Source organism: Streptomyces sp. CBMA29, assembly GCF_014596445.1.
GTDB lineage: Bacteria > Actinomycetota > Actinomycetes > Streptomycetales > Streptomycetaceae > Actinacidiphila.
In genome coordinates this window covers 74,991-92,924 of record NZ_MECL01000261.1, presented here as the reverse complement: position 1 = coordinate 92,924, position 17,934 = coordinate 74,991, and the positions used below count along the sequence as shown (strand labels likewise).

Genomic DNA, 17,934 nt, shown 5'->3' with positions numbered 1-17,934 from the left:
AGTCGACCGGCCGGTGACGGCCGGTGCGCGCCGGAGTCGAGGAGGATGTCGTGAAGGTCGGATTCGCACTGCCGCAGTTCAACAAGCAGGCGTTCGAGGTCGCGCGGACCGCGGAGTTCGCGCGCGGGATCGAGTCGGCGGGCGGAGCCAGCCTGTGGGTGGGGGACCGGAATCTGGCCGCGGTCACCCCGAAGGTGGGGTACGGCGGCCGGGGCACCACCATTCCCCCGGAGCTGAACCCGGCGGCCGATCCGTTCGTGCTGCTGGGGGTGGCCGCGAGCGCCACCGAGCGCGTCCTGCTCGGCAGCCACGTCCTGGTGGCGCCGCTCTACCCGCCGGTCCAACTGGCCAGGTCACTCACGACCGTTGACCTGATCAGCGGGGGACGTCTGCTGGCGGGCTTCGGGGTGGGCTGGTCGCCGGAGGAGTACGAGGCGGCCGGGCTGGACTTCTCGACGCGCGGGGCCAGGATGGACGAACTCCTGGACGCGCTTGAGGCGATCTGGACGAAGGACCCGGCCGAGTACAGCGGACAGCACGTGACGGTTCCGCCGCACCACGCGCCGCTGAAGCCCGCGCGGCGGCCCCGGCCGCCCGTGTACCTCGGTGCGCACACCGGCCGTGCGCTCGGCCGGGTCGCCGAACGCGCGGACGGCTGGCTGCCGTTGTGCGTGGTGCCGAGCTTCGTGGACTTCGACGGCATCAATCAGCAGCGCGCCCAGGTGGACGAGTGGGCGCGCAAGGCGGGCCGCGACCCGCAGGACATCGACGCGGTCCTGCGCGTCAACATCGACGCGGGCACGTCCACGGAGCAGGTGGTGACGGCCATAAAGACCGCCGGGGAACGTTCCGGCATCGGTCACGTCATGGTCGACACCATGTACAGCGACGTGGGCGTGGACCAGTCGCTGGAGCGGGCGTTGGCGATCCTGGACGGCGTCCGCGCGGGCTGATCCGAGGAGCCGGTACCCCGGCCGGGCGCCGTACGTCGCCCGGCCGCCGGTTCAGGCCCTCGGAGCCTCGCGGACTCAGAGGATCTGGATGCTCTTCACGCGCGGGGGACGGTTCGGGAACGAGATGTCCGTCCAGCGGTTGATCCGCACCGAGTCGCCGTTGACGTCGTAGTAGACGAGATCGTTGTTGCCCGTGACGATCCGGTCGACCCACCAGCCGCCGAAGTCGGTACGGCCCGAGTTCGCGTAACAGTCCACGCTGTCACGGCCGTTGAGGTGCGAGTAGATCTTCAGGTAGTCCGCGCCGCCGACGCACTCGACGTGGTCGATGGCGAAGGCGGGGCCGCTCGGCACGGCGACGGTCAGCGCGGCGGCGGCGGCCAGCGCCATGGTCATCGAGCCGATGACCTTCTTGGCTTTCGAGATCACGTGTTCTCCTTCGTCGCGGAGCCGGGAACGCAGCCGGGCTCCGTCGCTTCTTCGAGCCGGGACGGCCCGCTGTCGATCTTGTCGGGATGCCGTTGGCACATGCGTCAGACATGACGGTGTCGCCGGTTTTTGACTCGATCGAGCGAAGGAGGGTTTACGGGGACGGCGGTTACGGCGCGGGGATCACGGAGCGGGCTCGGGGCGGGGGCGGTCCGTACGCGCGTAGACCAGGGCGGCTTCTGTGCGGTTGCGGACGCCGAGCTTCTCCAGGATGTGGGAGACGTGGACGGCGACGGTGCGGTCGCTGATGTAGAGGGAGCGGGCGATCTGGCGGTTGCTCTCGCCGCGGGAGAGCAGGGCGAGGACCTGGGCTTCGCGTTCGGTGAGGTCGAGGCGGGCCTGGGCGGCGACGGACCGGGTCGTGGGGTCGGGCGGCCGGGTGAGGCGGCCGCGGGTGGCCAGTTCGTGGGCGAGGCGCAACAGCGGTTCCGCGGACAGGGGTTCGGCCAGGCCGAGGCAGGCGGCCAGGGCGCGGCCCGCCTGTTCGCGGCGGCCCGCGCGGACCGCGGTACCGGCCTCGCGCAGGCGCGCGTACGCCTCGCGGTAGGGCTGGTCGGCGGCCCGCCAGGCGTCGGCGACCTGGCGCCAGGTCGCGCGGTCGTCGGAGCCGTCGGCGCGGGAGTGCTCGGCCGCGGCGAGGGCGCCGAAGGCGGCGACGACGGGTTCGCCGCCGTGGCGGGCGGCGATGGCGGCGGCGCGCTCGGCGAATGTCCCGGCGGAGGTGTCCCAGGCGGCGGGCAGGCCGTGCGGGCGTACCGGGCCCGGCAGCAGGGCGAGTTCGGCGGCGAGGCGGGTCCCGTCGGCGAGCAGCCGGATCTCCTCCTCGGCGAGGGCGCCGCCGCCGACGGCTCCCAGGCCGTGCAGTACGTGGTCGGCGGCGGTCGCCAACTCCCCCGCGTCCAGGGCCTGTTCCGCCCGGCAGGCGTGGCAGGGGCCGAGCAGGCGGGGGTCGTCGGGGGCTTCGGCGAGTACGGCGGTCAGTTCCGCGGTGCGGCGGCGGTCGCCGCGGGCGACGGCCAACTCCAGTTGGAGCAGGTGCAGATAGCGGGTGATGTGGGCGGTGGACTGGCCGACGAGTTCGGCCAGGAGCTGGTCGGCCTCCGGCCAGCGGCCAGTGGCGACGAGGACCGCGGCCGTGTTGAAGTCCAGGACGGCGGTGAGCGGGGGCGGCGCGCCGAGTTCGCTGGCCGCGCGGCGTCCGGCCAGGGCCACTTCGCGCGCCTCCGCGAAGCGGCCCCCCGTACAGAGCAGGTACATGTGGTTGCTCGCCGCGCGCAGGACATCCTCGACGGAGTCCGTGCGGCGGGCCAAGTCGCGTGCCGCGCAAAGGGCTTCGAGGCCCGCGTCCAGGTCGCCGCGCTGGGCGCGGACGATGCCGAGGGTGGTGAGGGCGTGGGCGTGCTCGGCGAGGGCGCCGACGCGCTCGGCCGTCCGTAAGGCCCGTTGCGCCAATGGCAGCGCGCCGTCCGGGTCGCCGACCTGGACGCGCATGTCGGCCGTCGCCGCCAGGACTCTGGCCCCCAGCGCGCCGCCCGCCCCGGGCGCCGTGGCCAGCAGCCCTCGCGCCTCCTCCAGCGCGGCGATGGCGCCCCAGGGGTCGCCGGCCTCGCGGCGGTAGGCGCCGAGGCGTTCGAGCAGCCGGGCGCGGGTGAGGGCGCGGTGTGCCCGGTCCTGTGCCGGTGCCTGCCCCGGTGCCTGCGCCTTTGCGGCGGCTGCCGCGTGGCTTCCGTCGGCGCGGTACGCCTCGGCCGAACGCGGGCCGTGGCGTGGTGTGTTGACGGTGGCCGGGCCGCCGCCCGCCGACAGGGCCAGTGCGCGCGTGACGTAATCCGTGGCGCACTGGGGCTCGCCCGCGTAACTGGCCGCGCGGGCGGCCTCCGGCCACAGGGAGGCGGCGGCGGCCTCGGGCAGGTGGTCGCAGAGGGTGACGGCGAGGGCGTAGAGGCGGTGGGCCTCGGGGTACGCGCGGGCGCTGACGGCGAGGCGGGCGGCCGTCAGGGCCGAAGTGGCCGCGCGGGCGGGGCAGTCGGCGAGGTGCCAGTGCCGGGCGAGGAGGGCGGGGTCCGAGGCGGTACGGGCGGCGAGGGCGTGCGCGTAACGGCGGTGCAGGCGGCGGCGCTCGCCCGGGAGCAGGTCGGCGTACAGGATCTGGCGGATCAGGCCGTGCGGGAGGGCGTAACCGTCCTCGGTGGAGGTGAGCAGGCGCTGCTCGACGGCCCGGCGCACGGCGGCCAGGAGCGTGCGTTCGGGTAAGGGGACGGTGGCGGCGAGGAGTTCGTGCGTCATGCCGTCGTCGGTCACGGATATCTGGTCGATGACCTCGCGCACGTCGGCGTCCACGCAGCTCACGCGGGCGAGGACCACTTCCGCGATGGACGCGGGCGGCCAGGGGCGGGCCGCCCGCGCCAACTCCTGTGCGTACAGCGGGTTTCCCTCCGCCGCCGAGACGGCCGCCGCCACGTCCGCGGCCACGTCCGCCGCGTCGGTGTCGGGCGGGAGCAGCGCGGTCACCAGCTCGGCGACCTCCGCGTCCGCCAGGCCGCTGAGCCGCAGCCGCGTCACCCTCGGACATCGGCCCAACTCCGCGAACCAGCGCCGCGCGTCAGCCGTCAGCTCCTCCTCCCTCACCGTGCCCACGATCAGCACCGGCTGTCTTCTCAGCCGCACCGCCAAGAACGCCAGCAGATCCCGCGTCGACGCGTCCGCCCAGTGCAGGTCCTCCAGCACCAGCACCAGCGTCGTCCGCGCCGACATCTCCCCCAGCACCCCGAGCACCCCCTCGAACACCCGCTGCCGCGTAGCCGGCCGCCCCCCGCCGACCGCGTACGCCGCACCGTCGAAGCGCCCCGCCCCCCGCGCGCCACCATCCGGCGAGGGCTCGCGCTCGCGGGGAGAGCCGGCGGGGGGCGGGGCGGAGGCGAAGAGGGGGCGGAGGGCGGCGATGAAGGGGCCGTAGGCGAGGGTGGGGCCGGTGAGGGGGACGGAGTCGCCGCTGCGGAGGTGGGCGTGGCGGGGGGCGGTGGTGACGAGGGCGGCGAGTTCTTGGACGAGGCGGGTCTTGCCCAGGCCCGCCTCGCCGGTGACGAGGAGGAGTTGGGCCTGGCCGGCCGCCGCGCGGTCAAAGGCGGCGACGGCGGCGCGCTTCTCGGGGTACCGCCCGACGAAGGGCGCTGACTTGGTCATGTGCGCAGTGTGAGCACCCGGCAGCGGTGTGTCGACGCCGAAGCGAAGAAGCTGCCATCGGGGGCGGAAGGAAACCGGCCCATTTTCATCGTGGCTGGTACGGGCGTTCCGGAAAGGCCACGTGAAGGTTTGGCGCCTGGTGGCAGACGGTGTTCGCTCACCGGACGCGGCGGGAATCCGGCGTGATTCCCCGTGCCGCACCCCGGCGGCGGTCTCGTATCTGTCGCAAACAGAAATCCGTGAAGTCCCCGGCCGTACGCGGGTATACGCCGAAAAAGGGGTCACCCGGCGGTCGTGGACGAGTACATCTAGTCAATTCCCACATACGCGCCTACGTCATGTTGCAGACGTGCGCGAGCGCTTTACCACCGCATAGTTGGCCCGGTTCGGCCCGGCGGCCAGCCGCGGCCGAAGACCGCTCGACGGAACCGGGAGGAGGAAACCCCATGAAGAAGATGTCGATCCGCAAGGCCGGCACCATCCGCCTGACCAGCTCCGCGTACTACTGCTGCTCGGCCCTCTAGCAACACCGCCGGAGCCGGGCCCTGTTGACCACCTCGCACAGGCCCCGGCTCCGGTGACCGACTTCCCCTCAGAGAGGCACCCCGCATGACCGTGACCTCGTCGGACGGCACCACGACCGCGCCGGACGGCGGCGGCGGCGCGGTCCTGCTGCACAAGCTCACGATGATCCCCGAGGACGACGGCGTGATGGTCGGCCGTCCGGACACCGCCTCGTACGCCGTGTTCCCCGAGGAGGGGGCGGAGGCGCTGCGGATGCTGGAGGCCGGGGCGCCGGTGGCCGAGGTGGCCGCCTGGTACGAACGGACCTGCGGCGAACCGCTGGACGTGGACGACTTCCTCGACGTCCTGGCCGATCTGGGGTTCCTGCGCGGGACCGGCGGGGACGGCGAGGACGAGCCGGCCGGCCCGGTGCGCTGGCAGCGGCTCGGCAACTGGACGTTCTCCTGGCCCGCGTGGCTGGTCTACCTCGCGCTGATGGTGACCGCCGCCGCCTGGATGATCAGGGACTCGTCGCTGCGGCCCTCGTACCACGACGTGTTCTTCACCGACCATCTCGCGCTGATCCCCATCGCCCTGACGGTCGTTCAGATTCCCTGCATCCTCGTGCACGAGGGCTATCACGCCCTGTCCGGGCGGCGGTTGGGGCTGCCGTCCACGCTCACGATCAGCCGCCGGCTGTACTACCTGGTCGCCGAGACCCGGCTGGACTCGCTGTTCAGCGTGGAGCGCAAGCGGCGCTATCTGCCGTTCGTGGCCGGGATGCTGGCCGACGCCGTGCTGATCTCGGGCCTGACGCTGCTGGCCGTGGCGCTGCGCGGACACGGCCCCGCGTGGATCTCCGCGCTGATGCTGGCGATCTCCTTCACGTGCGTGATGCGGCTGCTCTGGCAGTTCATGTTCTACCTGGAGACCGACCTCTACTACGTCCTCACCAACGCCCTGCGCTGCTCCGACCTCCAGAACGCCGCCCGCTTCCAGGTGCGTACGCTCTTCCGCCGCTGGACGCGCAGGCCGCCGCCGGTGGCCGACCCCGACGCCGAATGGTCCGACCGCGACCGGCGGATGGCGCGCTGGTACGCGCCGATGCTGGTGGTCGGTTACGGATTCTCGCTCGGCAGCCTGCTGTGGGCGGGGATTCCGACCACCGTGCACTTCTGGTCGCAGATCAACAACCGCTTCAGCGATTCCGGGACGGCCACCAGCGGGATTCTCGACGCGATCAGCTTCGTCGGTCTCACCGCGCTCCAGTTCGGGCTGCTGCTTTACGTGACGGTACGGGACCGGCGCGCGGCCAGGGAATCCCGTGGGGATTCGGAACGGGAAGAGGAGCAGGGCCCGAACGGCCAGGAGCCGGAAATCGCAGGCGTCGCTTAAAGCGTGCGTTTTCTCTGCGCTCGCATAAACCCCAGGAACCTCAGGAACTCCCCGGAACTCCAGGACCCCAAGGAGCACTTCATGACCTCGTCCCCGCCTCGGCACTGCTGGGTCGCCTCCACCGGAGCCACCGCCGACCCGGCCGACCCCGCCGGTTCCGCCGACCCGGCCGCCCCCGCCGACCCGGCCGGTTCCGTCACGTACGGCGATCTCCCGCCCGCGCCCGAGCCCGACATCGACGTGCGCTGTCATCGCCGGCTGCGGGGACCGTACACCGGGGGCGGGGCCCTGCTGCGCGCGGTGATCCCCGAACTGGCGGGAGAGCACGACGAGTTCATCGCCGCGCGGGCCACCGAGGTGATCTCGCTGGCGCCCGACCTGGCACCCCAAGTGCCGATCGCGCCGCAGACGCTGACCGCGCTTGCCAGCCGCGCCGAGCGCACCCGCTTCTACTCCGTCGCCCGTACGCTGCGCGTCTCGCACGGCGTCGCCGAGCTGCTGACGGACTGGGCGCGGGCCGTCCGCCCCGGCGGTACGGTGATCCGCTTCCGTGAGCTGGACGACGCCGACCCCACCGACCGCGAGCTGGTCGCCGTCCTGCTGCGGCGCTGCGACCCGGCCGTCCTGCGGCTGGTGGTGGAGACCGACGGACTCGCCGACGACGAGCTGGGGCAGGCGCTGCGCACGTACGCCGACCGGGCCGCGCCGGAAGCGGCCGGGACCCCGCGGGCGTTGCCGGAAGGCGCCGATCTCGCGCAGCTCTTCATCGACGCGGACGGCACCAGCAAGGACTCTCGGCTCATGGCCGCCTACGAGGCGTCGGACCCGGCCGAGCGCGCCGCCCGGCACAGCGCCCGCGCGGAACTGCTGGCCGAACGCGCCGAGCCCGGCGTGTCGTTGGGCGCGCACCTCTATCACCTGGAGCACGGCACCGACCCGGCGGCCGGTGCGGGCACCGCCTTCGTGGACGCCTGCGAGTCCTGCTTCGACAGCGGCTTCTACGAGGCGGCGCTGGAGATCTCGCAGCGCGGGCGGGCGCTGTTCGGCGACGCGCGGCCCAAGCCGTACTGGAACCTCACCAACAAGATCGGCGCGTGCCTGTCGTATCTGCGGCGCGGTGAGAAGGGCTTCTCGTACTTCGCCGAGCTGCGGTCGGGCAGCACCGAGCCCGAGATCCACATGAATAGCTGCTACATGATGGCGATGCTCTACACCCGCCACCTGCCCAAGGGCATGCACGACGAGATGCGGGCGCTGGAGTGGGTCAACACCGCGATCGCCATCGCGGACTGGAACCCGGACCCGCACCGCCGGGTGTTCGTGGGCGCGTTCATGCGCAACGCGAAAGCGCTGGTCGAGCTGCACCGCGCCGACCTGGACGCGGCGCTGGCGCTGGTCAACGACGCCATCGCGATGACGGACGAGGACCTGGGCCCGGACGAGCAGCTTCTGCACCGCTCGGTGCTGCGCTACAACCGCGCGCAGATCCTGGCCGCGCGCGGCGACCACGACGGCTCGCTCGCCGACTACGACCTGGTGATCAGCCGCGACCCCGACTACGGCGACTACTACTTCGAGCGGGCCGGAGGGCGGCGCGCCAACGGGCAGTTCGACGCGGCGCTCGCCGACTACGCCGAGGCGATCCGGCTCAGCCCGCCGTTCCACGAGGCGCACTTCAACCGGGCCGATCTGCTGCGGGAGTTGGGCGACGAGGAAGCCGCGCTGCACGATCTGGACTACGCGGCGATCCTCGACCCCAGCCACGTCGACACCCTCGTCAACCGGGCCGATCTGCTGATGGCGCTCGGGGAGATCGAGCAGGCGACGGCGGACGTCGAGGCGGGCCTCGCGCTGGACTCCAAGAACGCCAACCTGCTGTGCGCGCAGGGGACTTTGCTGGCCGAGGCAGAGGAGGTCGACGCGGCCTTCTCCAGTTTCACCGCCGCCCTGGAGTCCGACCCGTCCTTCGTCGCCGCCTGGGTCAACCGGGCCGTGCTGTCGTACTCCGCCGGGCGGCTGCCGGAGGCCGTGGACGACCTGGACCACGCGGTCGAGCTGGCCGACGACCCGGTGCTGCGCGGCAACCGGGCGCTGGCGCTGTACGACCTGGGCGCGTACGAACGGGCCTTGGCCGACCTGGACATCGCGATCCCGGCGCTCGCCGACGAGGACCCCGAGCTGCTCTACCGGCGCGGCGCCGTACGCCTCGCGCTCGGCGAGACGGACGGCGCCTTCGCCGACTGGCGCGACCACCTGGCGGCCTACGGGGAGGGCGAGGCGTCGCCCTTCGTGGAGGAAATCGCCGAGCGGATGCGGGAATTCGTGCCGGGCGACGGGGAGTCCGCCACGGGGGTCCGGGAGTCCGTATCCAGCGGCCGGGAGGGCACGGCGTGACCGCGTCCGCCGAAGCGCCCGCCTCCGTAACGGAGTTGGAGGCGGGCGTGGGACCCGGGCTCTACCGGGCGGTGATGCGGCAGCACGCCAAGGGCGTCGCCGTCATCACCGCGGGCGAGGACGCCGGGCCGCCGGTCGGCTTCTGCGCCACCTCGCTGACGTCGGTCTCGCTCGACCCGCCGCTGGTCTCCTTCACCGTCGGCCTGCACGCGGCGTCCTTCACCGCCGTGGAGACCGCCCGCCATGTCGCCGTCCACCTGCTCGCCGAGGGCCAGGAGGACACCGCCCGGCGCTTCGCCCACGGCGGGGCCGCGAAATTCGGTGCGGCCACCGCCTGGCACCGCGGGCCGCGCGGCCTGCCCGTGCTGGACGACGTCCTCGCCGCGCTGATCGTCTCCCTCGTCCAGGTCGTGCCGGTCGGCGACCACGCCCTGGCCATCGGCCGGGTCGTCGAGGCCACCCACGCCCCCTCCCCCGCCCGCCCGTTGATCCACCACGACGGCGCGTTCGTCCATCTGGCGCTTCCCTAGGGCGTGTTGACGGCCCGGCGAGAGGACGCCGCGGGCTCCCCCGTCCACCGTTCGGCGTCCACCGTTCGGCGGACGGGGGGTCAGCCGGCGGCGGTCACCGGCGTCATCTTGTCGGCGATCCCCGGATTCTTCGCGAGCCACTTCTTGACGCCCGCCGCGGTGTTGTCCTGGCCCGCGGACTGGATGTCGGCCTCCAGGGAGCTGAGCTGCTCCTCGGTGAGATGGAAGTTCTTCATCCAGGCGGTGACCTGCGGCAGCTTGTCCGCCTGGCCCTTGTTGGCCAGGTTGTGGATGGAGTCGGCCTTGCCCCACAGGCCCTTGGGGTCGGCGAGCTTGGTCAGCTCGTACGTGCTGTAGGCCCAGTGCGGGGACCACAGGACGACGGCGACCGGCTTGTGCTGCGCGTAGTCCCGCTTCAGCTCGGCGAGCATGGCGGAGGTGGAGCTGCTGACGACCTTGTACTCACTGTCGAGGCCGTAGCCCTTGAGCACCGTGGAGTTGAGCAGCTTCATCTCGCCCGCGCCTGGCTCGATACCGATGATCCTGCCGCCGAACTCCTTCCCGCGGCCCTTGAGATCGGCCATGGACGAGACGCCCTGGACGTACGACGGGACGGAGACCTCCAGGGACGTCTGGTCGTACCACTTGCCGAGGTCGGCGTAGTCCTTGCCGTACTGCTGGAGGTAGGACGCGTGCGTGGTGGGCAGCCAGGCGTCGGTGAGGTAGTCGAAGTCGCCGGTGGACAGGCCGGTGAAGGCGGCGCCGGGGTCGTAGGTGTTGACCTGGGCCTTGTAGCCGCGCGCGTCCAGGACTTCCTTCCACAGGTTGGCGGACGCGATGGACTCGTCCCAGTTGAAGGAGCCGATCTTGACCGTCCGGCCCTTGCCGACGTTCGCCGAACCGGCCGTCGTGGGGCCGTCGTCGGAGTCACCGCCGAAGATCCCGGTGCCGCAGGCGATCAGCGCGAGGGCGACGACGGCGGACAGGCCGACGGCGGGGCGCGGGCGGTAGCGCAGCACGCTCAGGCCGCGCGTGGGGAGCTTCGCGCGGGCCAGCGCCAGGGCGCGGCGGCCCAGCGGCGAGACCTGGTCGCCGAGCGCGCCGGTGATCCGGTCGAGGTAGATGGCCAGGATGACCACCGCGATGCCGCCCTCGAAGCCGAGGCCGATGTTGACCTGGCTGATCGCGCCGAAGACGGTCGAGCCGAGTCCTTCCGCGCCGACCATGCCGCCGATGACGACCATGGACAGCGTCAGCATGATGACCTGGTTGACGCCCGCCATGATGGTCGGCAGCGCCAGCGGCAACTGCACGCGCATCAGCGTGCGGCCCGGCGACGTACCGAACGCGTCGGCGGCCTCGACCAGTTCCTCGTCGACCTGCCGGATGCCCAGCTCGGTCATGCGGACGCCGACCGGCATCGCGAAGACGATGCAGGCGATGACGGCGGGGACCGTGCCGAGGCTGAAGAAGATGATCGCCGGGATCAGGTACACGAAGGCGGGCAGCGTCTGCATGACGTCGAGCACCGGCCGGAGGACCGTGCTCGCGGTCCGGTTGCGCGCCGCCCAGATGCCCAGCGGCACCGCGAGCAGCAGCGCCACGGCGCCGGAGACGACGACCAGGGACAGCGACTGCATCGCCTCGTCCCACTGCGCGACGGAGTCGATCAACGCGAAGCCGAGGAAGGCGAGTACGCCCGCCGGGAGGCCGCGCATCCACAGCGCGATCACCGCGAGGATGGCCGCCATGAGCAGCGGCGGCGGGCCGCCGAGGACCCATTCCACGCCGTCGTACATGTGGTTGACGACGCTGCTGATCGCGTCGAAGAGCCAGGAGAGGTGGTCCGTCAGCCAGTTGACGACGTTCTCAGCCCAATTTCCGAGGTGGATCCTAGGCACGGGCGGCCTCCTTCCCTACGACGGTCCCGGATTCCGATACGGGTGCGTCCTCGTGGTCGCCGAGCGCGGCGAGCAGCGCCACGCGCGGGATCACCCCGGTGAGCCGCCCGTCGTCGTCCACGACGGCCAGCGGCAGCTTCGTCCGCGAGGCGGGCGTGAGCAGGCCGGACAGCGGGGTGTCGGCCTGGGTCGTCACGCAGTCGGTGTCCATGAGGTCGCGGACGGTGCCGTCGTTGTCAGCCTGCGTGCAGCTGACCTCGGTGACCGTGCCGACCAGCTTGCGGCCGCCCTCGGCCCCGCCCTCGACGACGAAGGCGGCGGACGCGTGGTCGTCGCGCAGGACGCTCATCGCGGCGCGCGGCCCGTCGTCCGGGCTGACCATCACGCGCGGCTCCTCCATGATCGAGGCGGCGGTGAGCACCCGGGAGCGGTCGACGTCCTGCACGAAGCTGGCCACGTAGTCGTCGGCCGGTTCGGTGAGGATGTCCTGCGCGGTGCCGATCTGGACGATCCGGCCGTCGCGCATGACGGCGATACGGTCGCCGAGCCGCATGGCCTCGTTCAGGTCGTGGGTGATGAAGACGATGGTCTTGCGCAGCCGCTGCTGGAGTTCGAGGAGCTGGTCCTGCATGTCGCGGCGGATCAGCGGGTCGAGCGCGGAGAACGACTCGTCCATCAGCAGCAGTTCGGCGTCGGTGGCCAGCGCGCGGGCCAGGCCGACGCGCTGCTGCATACCGCCGGACAGCTCGTCGGGCCAGGACTTCTCCCAGCCGCTGAGGCCGGTCATCGCCAGCGCCTCGGCGGCCTTGGCCTCGCGCTCCTCGCGCGGGCGGCCCTGGACTTCGAGGCCGTAGGCGGCGTTCTCCAGCACGCTGCGGTGCGGGAAGAGCGCGAAGTGCTGGAAGACCATGCTGATCCTGCGGGAGCGCAGGTCGCGCAGGGCCTTCGCGGACAGGGCCGTGAGGTCCCGCCCGTCGAACAGCACCCTGCCCGAGGTGGGCTCCAGCAGACCGTTCAGCATGCGCAGCAGGGTGGACTTGCCCGATCCCGACAGGCCCATCACGACGAATATCTCGCCGGGTTCCACGGTGAAGGAGGCGTCGACGACCGCCGCGGTCGTCCCTTCCTCCCTCAGTTGTTCCCGGTCGGCGCCTTCCCGGAGCCGACGTACTCCTTCCTTCGGCCTTCTGCCGAAGATCTTGCTTACGTGCTCGACGACGAGCTGTGTCACGGTGGCCTTTCGGGGCAGGGGACAAAGCGGAGCCGAACCTTCCGACTCCGCGTCGCCGCCTACCCGGGGTCACACACAGCGCAAACAAGACGGCTCAAATCGGTCCCCTATGCCCGATTTCATGCCGCTTCGCGGGGCAGCTCATTGTGATCGGATCGTGTCCAGGAACTCAGGAGTCTCGTCAGGCCCGCCTGACGCATTGACCCCGTGCGGCGCGCCGGCGGCTTCCGTCTCAGCCGCCGCGTCCGCGTCCGCCCGCGCCGCCGTGTCCGCGTCCGCCCGCGCCGCCGTGTCCGCCTTCAAAGTGCCCGCCGCGACGCTCGCGATCACGCAGAAGGCGACCGGCAGGGCGAAGGTGGCGTTCAGCGGCATGAAGTGGGTGAGCGGGCCGATGACGGCCGGGCCCGCGAGCATGCCGAGGTAGCCGAGGCCCGCCACGCGGGAGACGTTGGCGCCCGCCGCGTCCTTGTCCGCGTGGCCGGCGGCGCTGAAGAGCTGCGGGATGCAGCCGGACAGGCCGATGCCGAAGACCGTCCAGCCGACGAGGGCCAGCGGGACGCTGTCGGACAGCGCGGCCGTCGCGAGACCGACGGCGCCGAGGGCGGAGCCGTACCGGAGGACCGCGACCGTGCCGACGCGGGCGGCGACCGAGTCGGTCAGGAAGCGGCCGACGGTCATCGCGGTGGCGAACGCGCCGTACGCGAGGGCGGCGGTGGCCTGCGGGGCGTCGAGGACATCGCGCAGGTGGAGGACGCTCCAGTCGTTGGCGACGCCTTCGCTGAGCATGAGCATCAGGGCGAGGGCGGCGAGAATCCAGATACGGGAGGGGGTCGTGCGGGCGGACGCGGTGGCCGCCTTACGCGCACCCGTGGGCGTATCCGTGGCCGTATCCGTATCCGTATCCGTATCCGTAGGCGCGTCCGTGGCCGTATCCGCCTGCTCGGCCACGTCCTTCGGGAGCAGCGCCGGGGTGGCCAGGGCCATGACGGCGAGGCCGACCAGGGCCGCGGCGCCGAGGGTGACCGCCGGGCTCCAGCCGAGCTTCAAGGTGAGCGCGCCGAGCAGGGAGGCGATCACGCCGCCGACCGAGAAGACGGCGTGGAAGGCGGACATGATGGGCCGCGCGTATCCGTGCTCGACCTGGACGGCGTGGGTGTTCATGCTGACGTCGAGGGAGCCGTTGCCGAAGCCGAAGACGAACAGGGCGGCGGCCAGCGCCCACGGGTTGGTGGCCAGGCCCGGCAGGACGACGGCCGCGGCGCACAGCGTGGCGCTCGCGGGTACGACCTTGCGGGAGCCGATCCGGTCGGTGAGCGGCCCGGCGAGCTGCATGCCGACGAAGGCGCCCCCGCCGAGCAGCAGAAGGAGCCAGCCGAGCACGGCGTGGCTGATGCCCACGCGGTGTTCGACGGCGGGGATGTGCACGATCCACATGCCCAGGACGAAGCCGTTGAGAGCGAAGAAGGCGAAGGTGGCCAGCCGTCCGGCCCGCAGGGATCTCTCCATGGTTCGAACGTAACGAACAGATTCTCTGTTTGTAAAGTTGCAATCCGAACATCTCGGGTGTTCGATTGAGCCATGGCGAGTACGGCGGGCGGTACTGAGGGAACGGGCGGCGCGGGGCACGCCGGGGCGGCGGACCGGCTGCGGAGGATCGCGGAGGCCGTACGCGAGGCGGGCCGGATGAGCGTCGCGGACCTGGCGGAACTCACCGAGACCTCCGAGATGACGATCCGCCGCGACCTGGAGGCGCTGGCCGAGCAGGGCGTCATCGAGCGCTACCGGGGCGGCGCCAGGAGCCTGCTGCTGCGCGGCGAGGAGCCGCCGTTCGCGCTGCGCGCGCGGGACGGGACCGACGCGAAGCGGCGGATCGCCGCCGCCGTCGCGCGGATGCTCACCGACGGCGAGTCCGTCGTCCTCGACAGCGGCACCACATGTCTGGAGGTCGCGCGCGCCCTCGAACACCGGCGGCTGACCGTCATGCCGCTGTCCCTCCACGCGGCCAACGCCCTCACCGGCGCCGCCCACGTCAAGCTGCTGCTGCCGGGAGGCGAGCCCCGCCCCGGCGAACTCGCCCTCACCGGGCCGCTCACCGAGGCGTCGCTCGCCTCCCTGCGCTTCGACACCGCCGTCATCGGCTGCTGCGGCCTCACCGCGGCCGACGGCCTCACCGCGTACGACCTCGCCGACGCCGCCGTCAAGCGCGCCGCCATCTCCGCCGCCCGCCGGGTCATCGCGGTCGCCGACGCGGCCAAGTTCTCCCGTACGGCGCTGGCCTTCGTCGCCGCGCCGACCGCGCTGGACGCCGTCGTCACGGACGGCGCGGCTCCCGCCGAGGAGACGGAGGCCCTCGGGGCGGCCGGAGTCACGGTTCACACCGTCTGAGATGCGCCCCGCGGGGGCCTTCCCCGCGTCCCGGGAGCGGCGCGCGGGGAGGGGACGTACTCCTGGTGAAACCTCGCGGCCGGGGGGATCACCCGAACCCGTGAAGGGTGGGGAAAACGCCTGGCGGCGGGGTTGTGGCGGCGAGCTGAGGTGATCGCCGGGGCGCGCGCCCCTTCCCGCCTCGGCCGGCAGGTTTGCACCACTCGCGGCGCGAAGTCGCCCCCCGCGCGCCGTACCGGGACGGTGCCCCGGGCTGTTTCGCTGGTTCCCGTGCGGTGGGCCGTCCGGTCCCGGGGCCGTTCGGTCCCGTGGGCCGTCCGGTTCGCAACTGGCCTGTGCGCACAGCTCTGTTCCCCGTCCCGGAGGCAAAGTGCCCGCTTCGGAAAGCACCATCAGCCCCACGACCGACGAGCCGCCGCCCGCCGCATCCGGCGACGGCGCGCGGCTCACCAGCCTCAGCACCCTGGGGGCGCGGCAACTCGCCACCACCACCAAGTCGGAACCCCAGATGCGCGGGATCAGCTCGCGCTGGCTGCTCAGGATGCTGCCCTGGGTGGACGTCCCGAGCGGCACCTACCGCGTCAACCGCAGGCTCCAACTCCACGTCGGCCAGGGCAGGGTGAGCTTCGAGCGGAACGGCGCCGACGACGTCCGGGTGATCCCGCGGACGCTGACCGAACTCCCGGCGCTGCGCGGCTACCAGGACACCGACGTACTGCGGGAGCTCGCCGGCCGCTACGAGGTCCGCCACGTGCGCGCCGGAGAAGCGCTGTTCACGGCAGGGCAGCCGATCACCGACACGTACCTCGTCGTCCACGGACGGCTGACCCGGTACACCGAGGGCAAGTACGGAGAGGAGGCGGTCACCGGAGTCGTCACCGACGGCGGCCAGTTGGGGGACGAGGCCATCGGCCAGGACGAGCCCCGGTGGACGTCCTCGGCGCGGGCCGACACCGCGGCCGTCCTGCTCGCCGTCCCGTGGACCGAAGTCGCCGAAGTCGCCGACCGCGTGCCGTCGTTCGCCGCTCACCTGGCCGCGTACGCCGAGCAGCAGCGGCGGCCGACGAACCGGCGCGGCGAGGCGGACGTCCCCGTGCAGGCGGGACACCGCGGCGAGCCGTCGATCCCCAGCGGCTACGTGGACTACGAACTCGCCCCGCGCGAGTACGAGTTGTCGCTGACCCAGACCACGCTGCGCGTGCACAGCAGGGTCGGCGACCTCTACAACGACCCGATGGACCAGACCCAGCAGCAGCTCAAGCTGACCATCGAGGAGATCCGCGAGCGCCAGGAGTGGGAGCTGGTCAACAACCGCGACTTCGGGCTGCTGCACAACACCGAGTACGACCAGCGGATCAGCACCTTCGGCGGCCCGCCGACACCGGACGACCTGGACGAGCTGCTGTCCATGCGGCGCGGCACCCGCTTCCTCATCGCCCACCCGAAGGCGATCACCGCCTTCTTCCGGCAGGTGAGCAAGCGCGGTCTGATGCCGGGCCTCGCCGACGTCAACGGGCACGCGGTGCCCGCCTGGCGCGGTGTGCCGCTGCTGCCCTGCGGCAAGATCCCGGTCACCGGGCACCACACCAGCAGCATCATCGCGCTGCGTACCGGTGAGGACGACCAGGGCGTGGTCGGCCTGCTCCCGACCGCGCTGCCCGAACAGCTCCAACCGGGCCTGAACATGCGCCAGATGGGGGTGAGCACGACGGCGGTCATCAGCTATCTGGTCACCGCCTACTACTCGATGGCGATCCTCGTTCCCGACGCGGTCGGCATCCTGGAGAACGTTCAGCTCGGCAGGACCGTCGAGTGACCGGGCCGAGCGTGGACCACGCGACAGGCGCGCCCCCGGCTCCGGACGTATCGGATGTGGCGGGGGCCACCACGGGGGCCACCACGGTGGCCGCCGTGACCCCCGCCGTCCCCCGGCAACTGCCCGGTCCGCAGAATCTCACCCGGACGCTCAAGGCCCGGCGTACCGGGGCCGTTCCCGGTCTCAGGTACCAGCCCGCGCCCCCCGTGGACCAGGCGAAGGTCGACGAGGTGGACCGGCGGCTCGAAGAGTGGGCGCGCGGCCTCGACCTGTTCCCGCCCGCGTGGAAAGGGGACTTCGCGGGATTCCAGTTCGGCCGGGCCGTGGTGCTCCAGCATCCGGGCGCGGCCGACCTCGAACGGCTCACCGTCGCGGGCGAGTTGCTGCTCGCCGAGAACCTGGTGGACTCCTGCTACTGCGAGGAGGAGGAAGGAAGAGGCGGTTCCCACCAGGGACTCGGCGGGCCGCTGCTCATGGCCCAGTCGGCGATCGACCCGCACCACGGCACGCCCGAGTCCGAGGCGCGGTGGCGGCTCGGCATGCAGGCGGACGGGCCGCTGCGCTCGTACCACTGGGCGATGAAGGACTACGCGGAATTCGCCACCCCGAGCCAGAACACCCGCTTCCTGCACGACATCGCCCGGCTGCACCTGGGCTATCTCGCCGAGGCGGCCTGGGCGCAGACGCGTTTCGTCCCGCAGGTGTGGGAATACCTGGTGATGCGGCAGTTCAACAACTTCCGCCCCTGCCTGTCGATCATCGACGCGGTCGACGGATACGAGCTGCCCGAGGCCGTCTACGCGCGGCCGGAGATCCAGCGGATCACGGCGCTGGCCTGCAACGCGACGACCCTCGTCAACGACCTCTACTCCTTCACCAAGGAGTTGGAGGGCGACCCGACGCACCTCAACCTGCCGCAGGTCGTGGCCGCCAACGAGGGATGCGGCCTCAAGGCGGCCTATCTGGAGAGCGTCGAGATCCACAACCGGATCATGCGGTCCTTCGAGGAGGAGGCCGCCGCCGCGTCGGCGACGTCACCGCTGGTCGCGCGGTACGCACGCGGGCTGTCGGACTGGGTGGCCGGCAACCACGAATGGCACGCGACCAACACCCACCGATACCGCCTGCCCGACTACTGGTAGGCGCAGGCTGC

The 17,934-nt window shown here is 72.1% G+C and carries 12 protein-coding genes; 7 read left to right on the top strand and 5 right to left on the bottom strand.

The window, feature by feature from the left end:
• The first annotated feature begins 50 nt into the window (after positions 1–50).
• Positions 51–953 carry a TIGR03619 family F420-dependent LLM class oxidoreductase gene (locus BGM09_RS35485; RefSeq protein WP_188285862.1) on the top strand — a complete coding sequence of 301 codons (903 nt, stop codon included), beginning with the start codon at positions 51–53 and terminating at the stop codon, positions 951–953.
• A gap of 75 nt (positions 954–1,028) precedes the next feature.
• Here BGM09_RS35485 and BGM09_RS35480 read toward each other — a convergent pair whose 3' ends face one another.
• Both BGM09_RS35480 and BGM09_RS38680 read right to left on the bottom strand, forming a co-directional pair.
• Complete coding sequence (locus BGM09_RS35480) at positions 1,029–1,382, bottom strand: beta/gamma crystallin domain-containing protein (protein WP_317453021.1); 354 nt, start codon at positions 1,380–1,382, stop codon at positions 1,029–1,031.
• A gap of 183 nt (positions 1,383–1,565) precedes the next feature.
• Positions 1,566–4,625: an ATP-binding protein gene (locus BGM09_RS38680; RefSeq protein WP_188285861.1), complete on the bottom strand. Its 3,060-nt coding sequence runs from the start codon at positions 4,623–4,625 to the stop codon at positions 1,566–1,568.
• A 609-nt stretch (positions 4,626–5,234) separates the two neighbouring features.
• Between BGM09_RS38680 and BGM09_RS35470 the strand changes: the two genes are divergently transcribed.
• From BGM09_RS35470 to BGM09_RS35460, 3 genes are all read left to right on the top strand, one after another.
• On the top strand, positions 5,235–6,524 hold the full coding sequence (locus BGM09_RS35470) for a hypothetical protein (protein WP_188285860.1): 1,290 nt from the start codon (positions 5,235–5,237) through the stop codon (positions 6,522–6,524).
• A gap of 81 nt (positions 6,525–6,605) precedes the next feature.
• Positions 6,606–8,918, top strand: a complete 2,313-nt coding sequence (locus BGM09_RS35465; protein ID WP_188285859.1) for a tetratricopeptide repeat protein — start codon at positions 6,606–6,608, stop codon at positions 8,916–8,918.
• Between the two features lie 74 nt (positions 8,919–8,992).
• Positions 8,993–9,448 carry a flavin reductase family protein gene (locus tag BGM09_RS35460; protein WP_188285902.1) on the top strand — a complete coding sequence of 152 codons (456 nt, stop codon included), beginning with the start codon at positions 8,993–8,995 and terminating at the stop codon, positions 9,446–9,448.
• Positions 9,449–9,528: 80 nt separating this feature from the next.
• Here BGM09_RS35460 and BGM09_RS35455 read toward each other — a convergent pair whose 3' ends face one another.
• From BGM09_RS35455 to BGM09_RS35445, 3 genes are all read right to left on the bottom strand, one after another.
• Positions 9,529–11,349: an ABC transporter permease/substrate binding protein gene (locus BGM09_RS35455; RefSeq protein ID WP_188285858.1), complete on the bottom strand. Its 1,821-nt coding sequence runs from the start codon at positions 11,347–11,349 to the stop codon at positions 9,529–9,531.
• Positions 11,342–12,580, bottom strand: a complete 1,239-nt coding sequence (locus tag BGM09_RS35450) for a glycine betaine/L-proline ABC transporter ATP-binding protein (protein WP_188285857.1) — start codon at positions 12,578–12,580, stop codon at positions 11,342–11,344. Before BGM09_RS35450 ends, BGM09_RS35455 begins: the two co-directional genes overlap by 8 nt.
• Before the next feature lie 141 nt (positions 12,581–12,721).
• On the bottom strand, positions 12,722–14,086 hold the full coding sequence (locus BGM09_RS35445) for an MFS transporter (RefSeq protein WP_188285856.1): 1,365 nt from the start codon (positions 14,084–14,086) through the stop codon (positions 12,722–12,724).
• A 72-nt stretch (positions 14,087–14,158) separates the two neighbouring features.
• On the opposite strand from BGM09_RS35445, the gene BGM09_RS35440 reads away from it, so the two are divergent.
• From BGM09_RS35440 to BGM09_RS35430, 3 genes are all read left to right on the top strand, one after another.
• On the top strand, positions 14,159–14,965 hold the full coding sequence (locus BGM09_RS35440) for a DeoR/GlpR family DNA-binding transcription regulator (RefSeq protein ID WP_188285855.1): 807 nt from the start codon (positions 14,159–14,161) through the stop codon (positions 14,963–14,965).
• Between the two features lie 370 nt (positions 14,966–15,335).
• The gene (locus BGM09_RS35435; protein ID WP_188285854.1) at positions 15,336–16,781 is read left to right on the top strand and encodes a family 2B encapsulin nanocompartment shell protein; all 1,446 of its coding nucleotides are present in this window, start codon (positions 15,336–15,338) and stop codon (positions 16,779–16,781) included.
• Positions 16,782–16,876: 95 nt separating this feature from the next.
• Entirely contained in the window at positions 16,877–17,923 is a 1,047-nt protein-coding gene (locus tag BGM09_RS35430) for a family 2 encapsulin nanocompartment cargo protein terpene cyclase (RefSeq protein ID WP_188285901.1), read from the top strand.
• The last annotated feature ends 11 nt before the right edge of the window (positions 17,924–17,934 follow it).

Excerpts from the sequence above, each read along its gene's own strand:
- BGM09_RS35465 (WP_188285859.1), top strand. The coding sequence starts at position 6,606 with ATGACCTCGTCCCCGCCTCGGCACTGCTGGGTCGCCTCCACCGGAGCC.
- BGM09_RS35470 (WP_188285860.1), top strand. The coding sequence starts at position 5,235 with ATGACCGTGACCTCGTCGGACGGCACCACGACCGCGCCGGACGGCGGC.
- BGM09_RS35440 (WP_188285855.1), top strand. The coding sequence starts at position 14,159 with ATGGCGAGTACGGCGGGCGGTACTGAGGGAACGGGCGGCGCGGGGCAC.
- BGM09_RS35460 (WP_188285902.1), top strand. The coding sequence starts at position 8,993 with ATGCGGCAGCACGCCAAGGGCGTCGCCGTCATCACCGCGGGCGAGGAC.
- BGM09_RS38680 (WP_188285861.1), bottom strand. The coding sequence starts at position 4,625 with ATGACCAAGTCAGCGCCCTTCGTCGGGCGGTACCCCGAGAAGCGCGCC.
- BGM09_RS35445 (WP_188285856.1), bottom strand. The coding sequence starts at position 14,086 with ATGGAGAGATCCCTGCGGGCCGGACGGCTGGCCACCTTCGCCTTCTTC.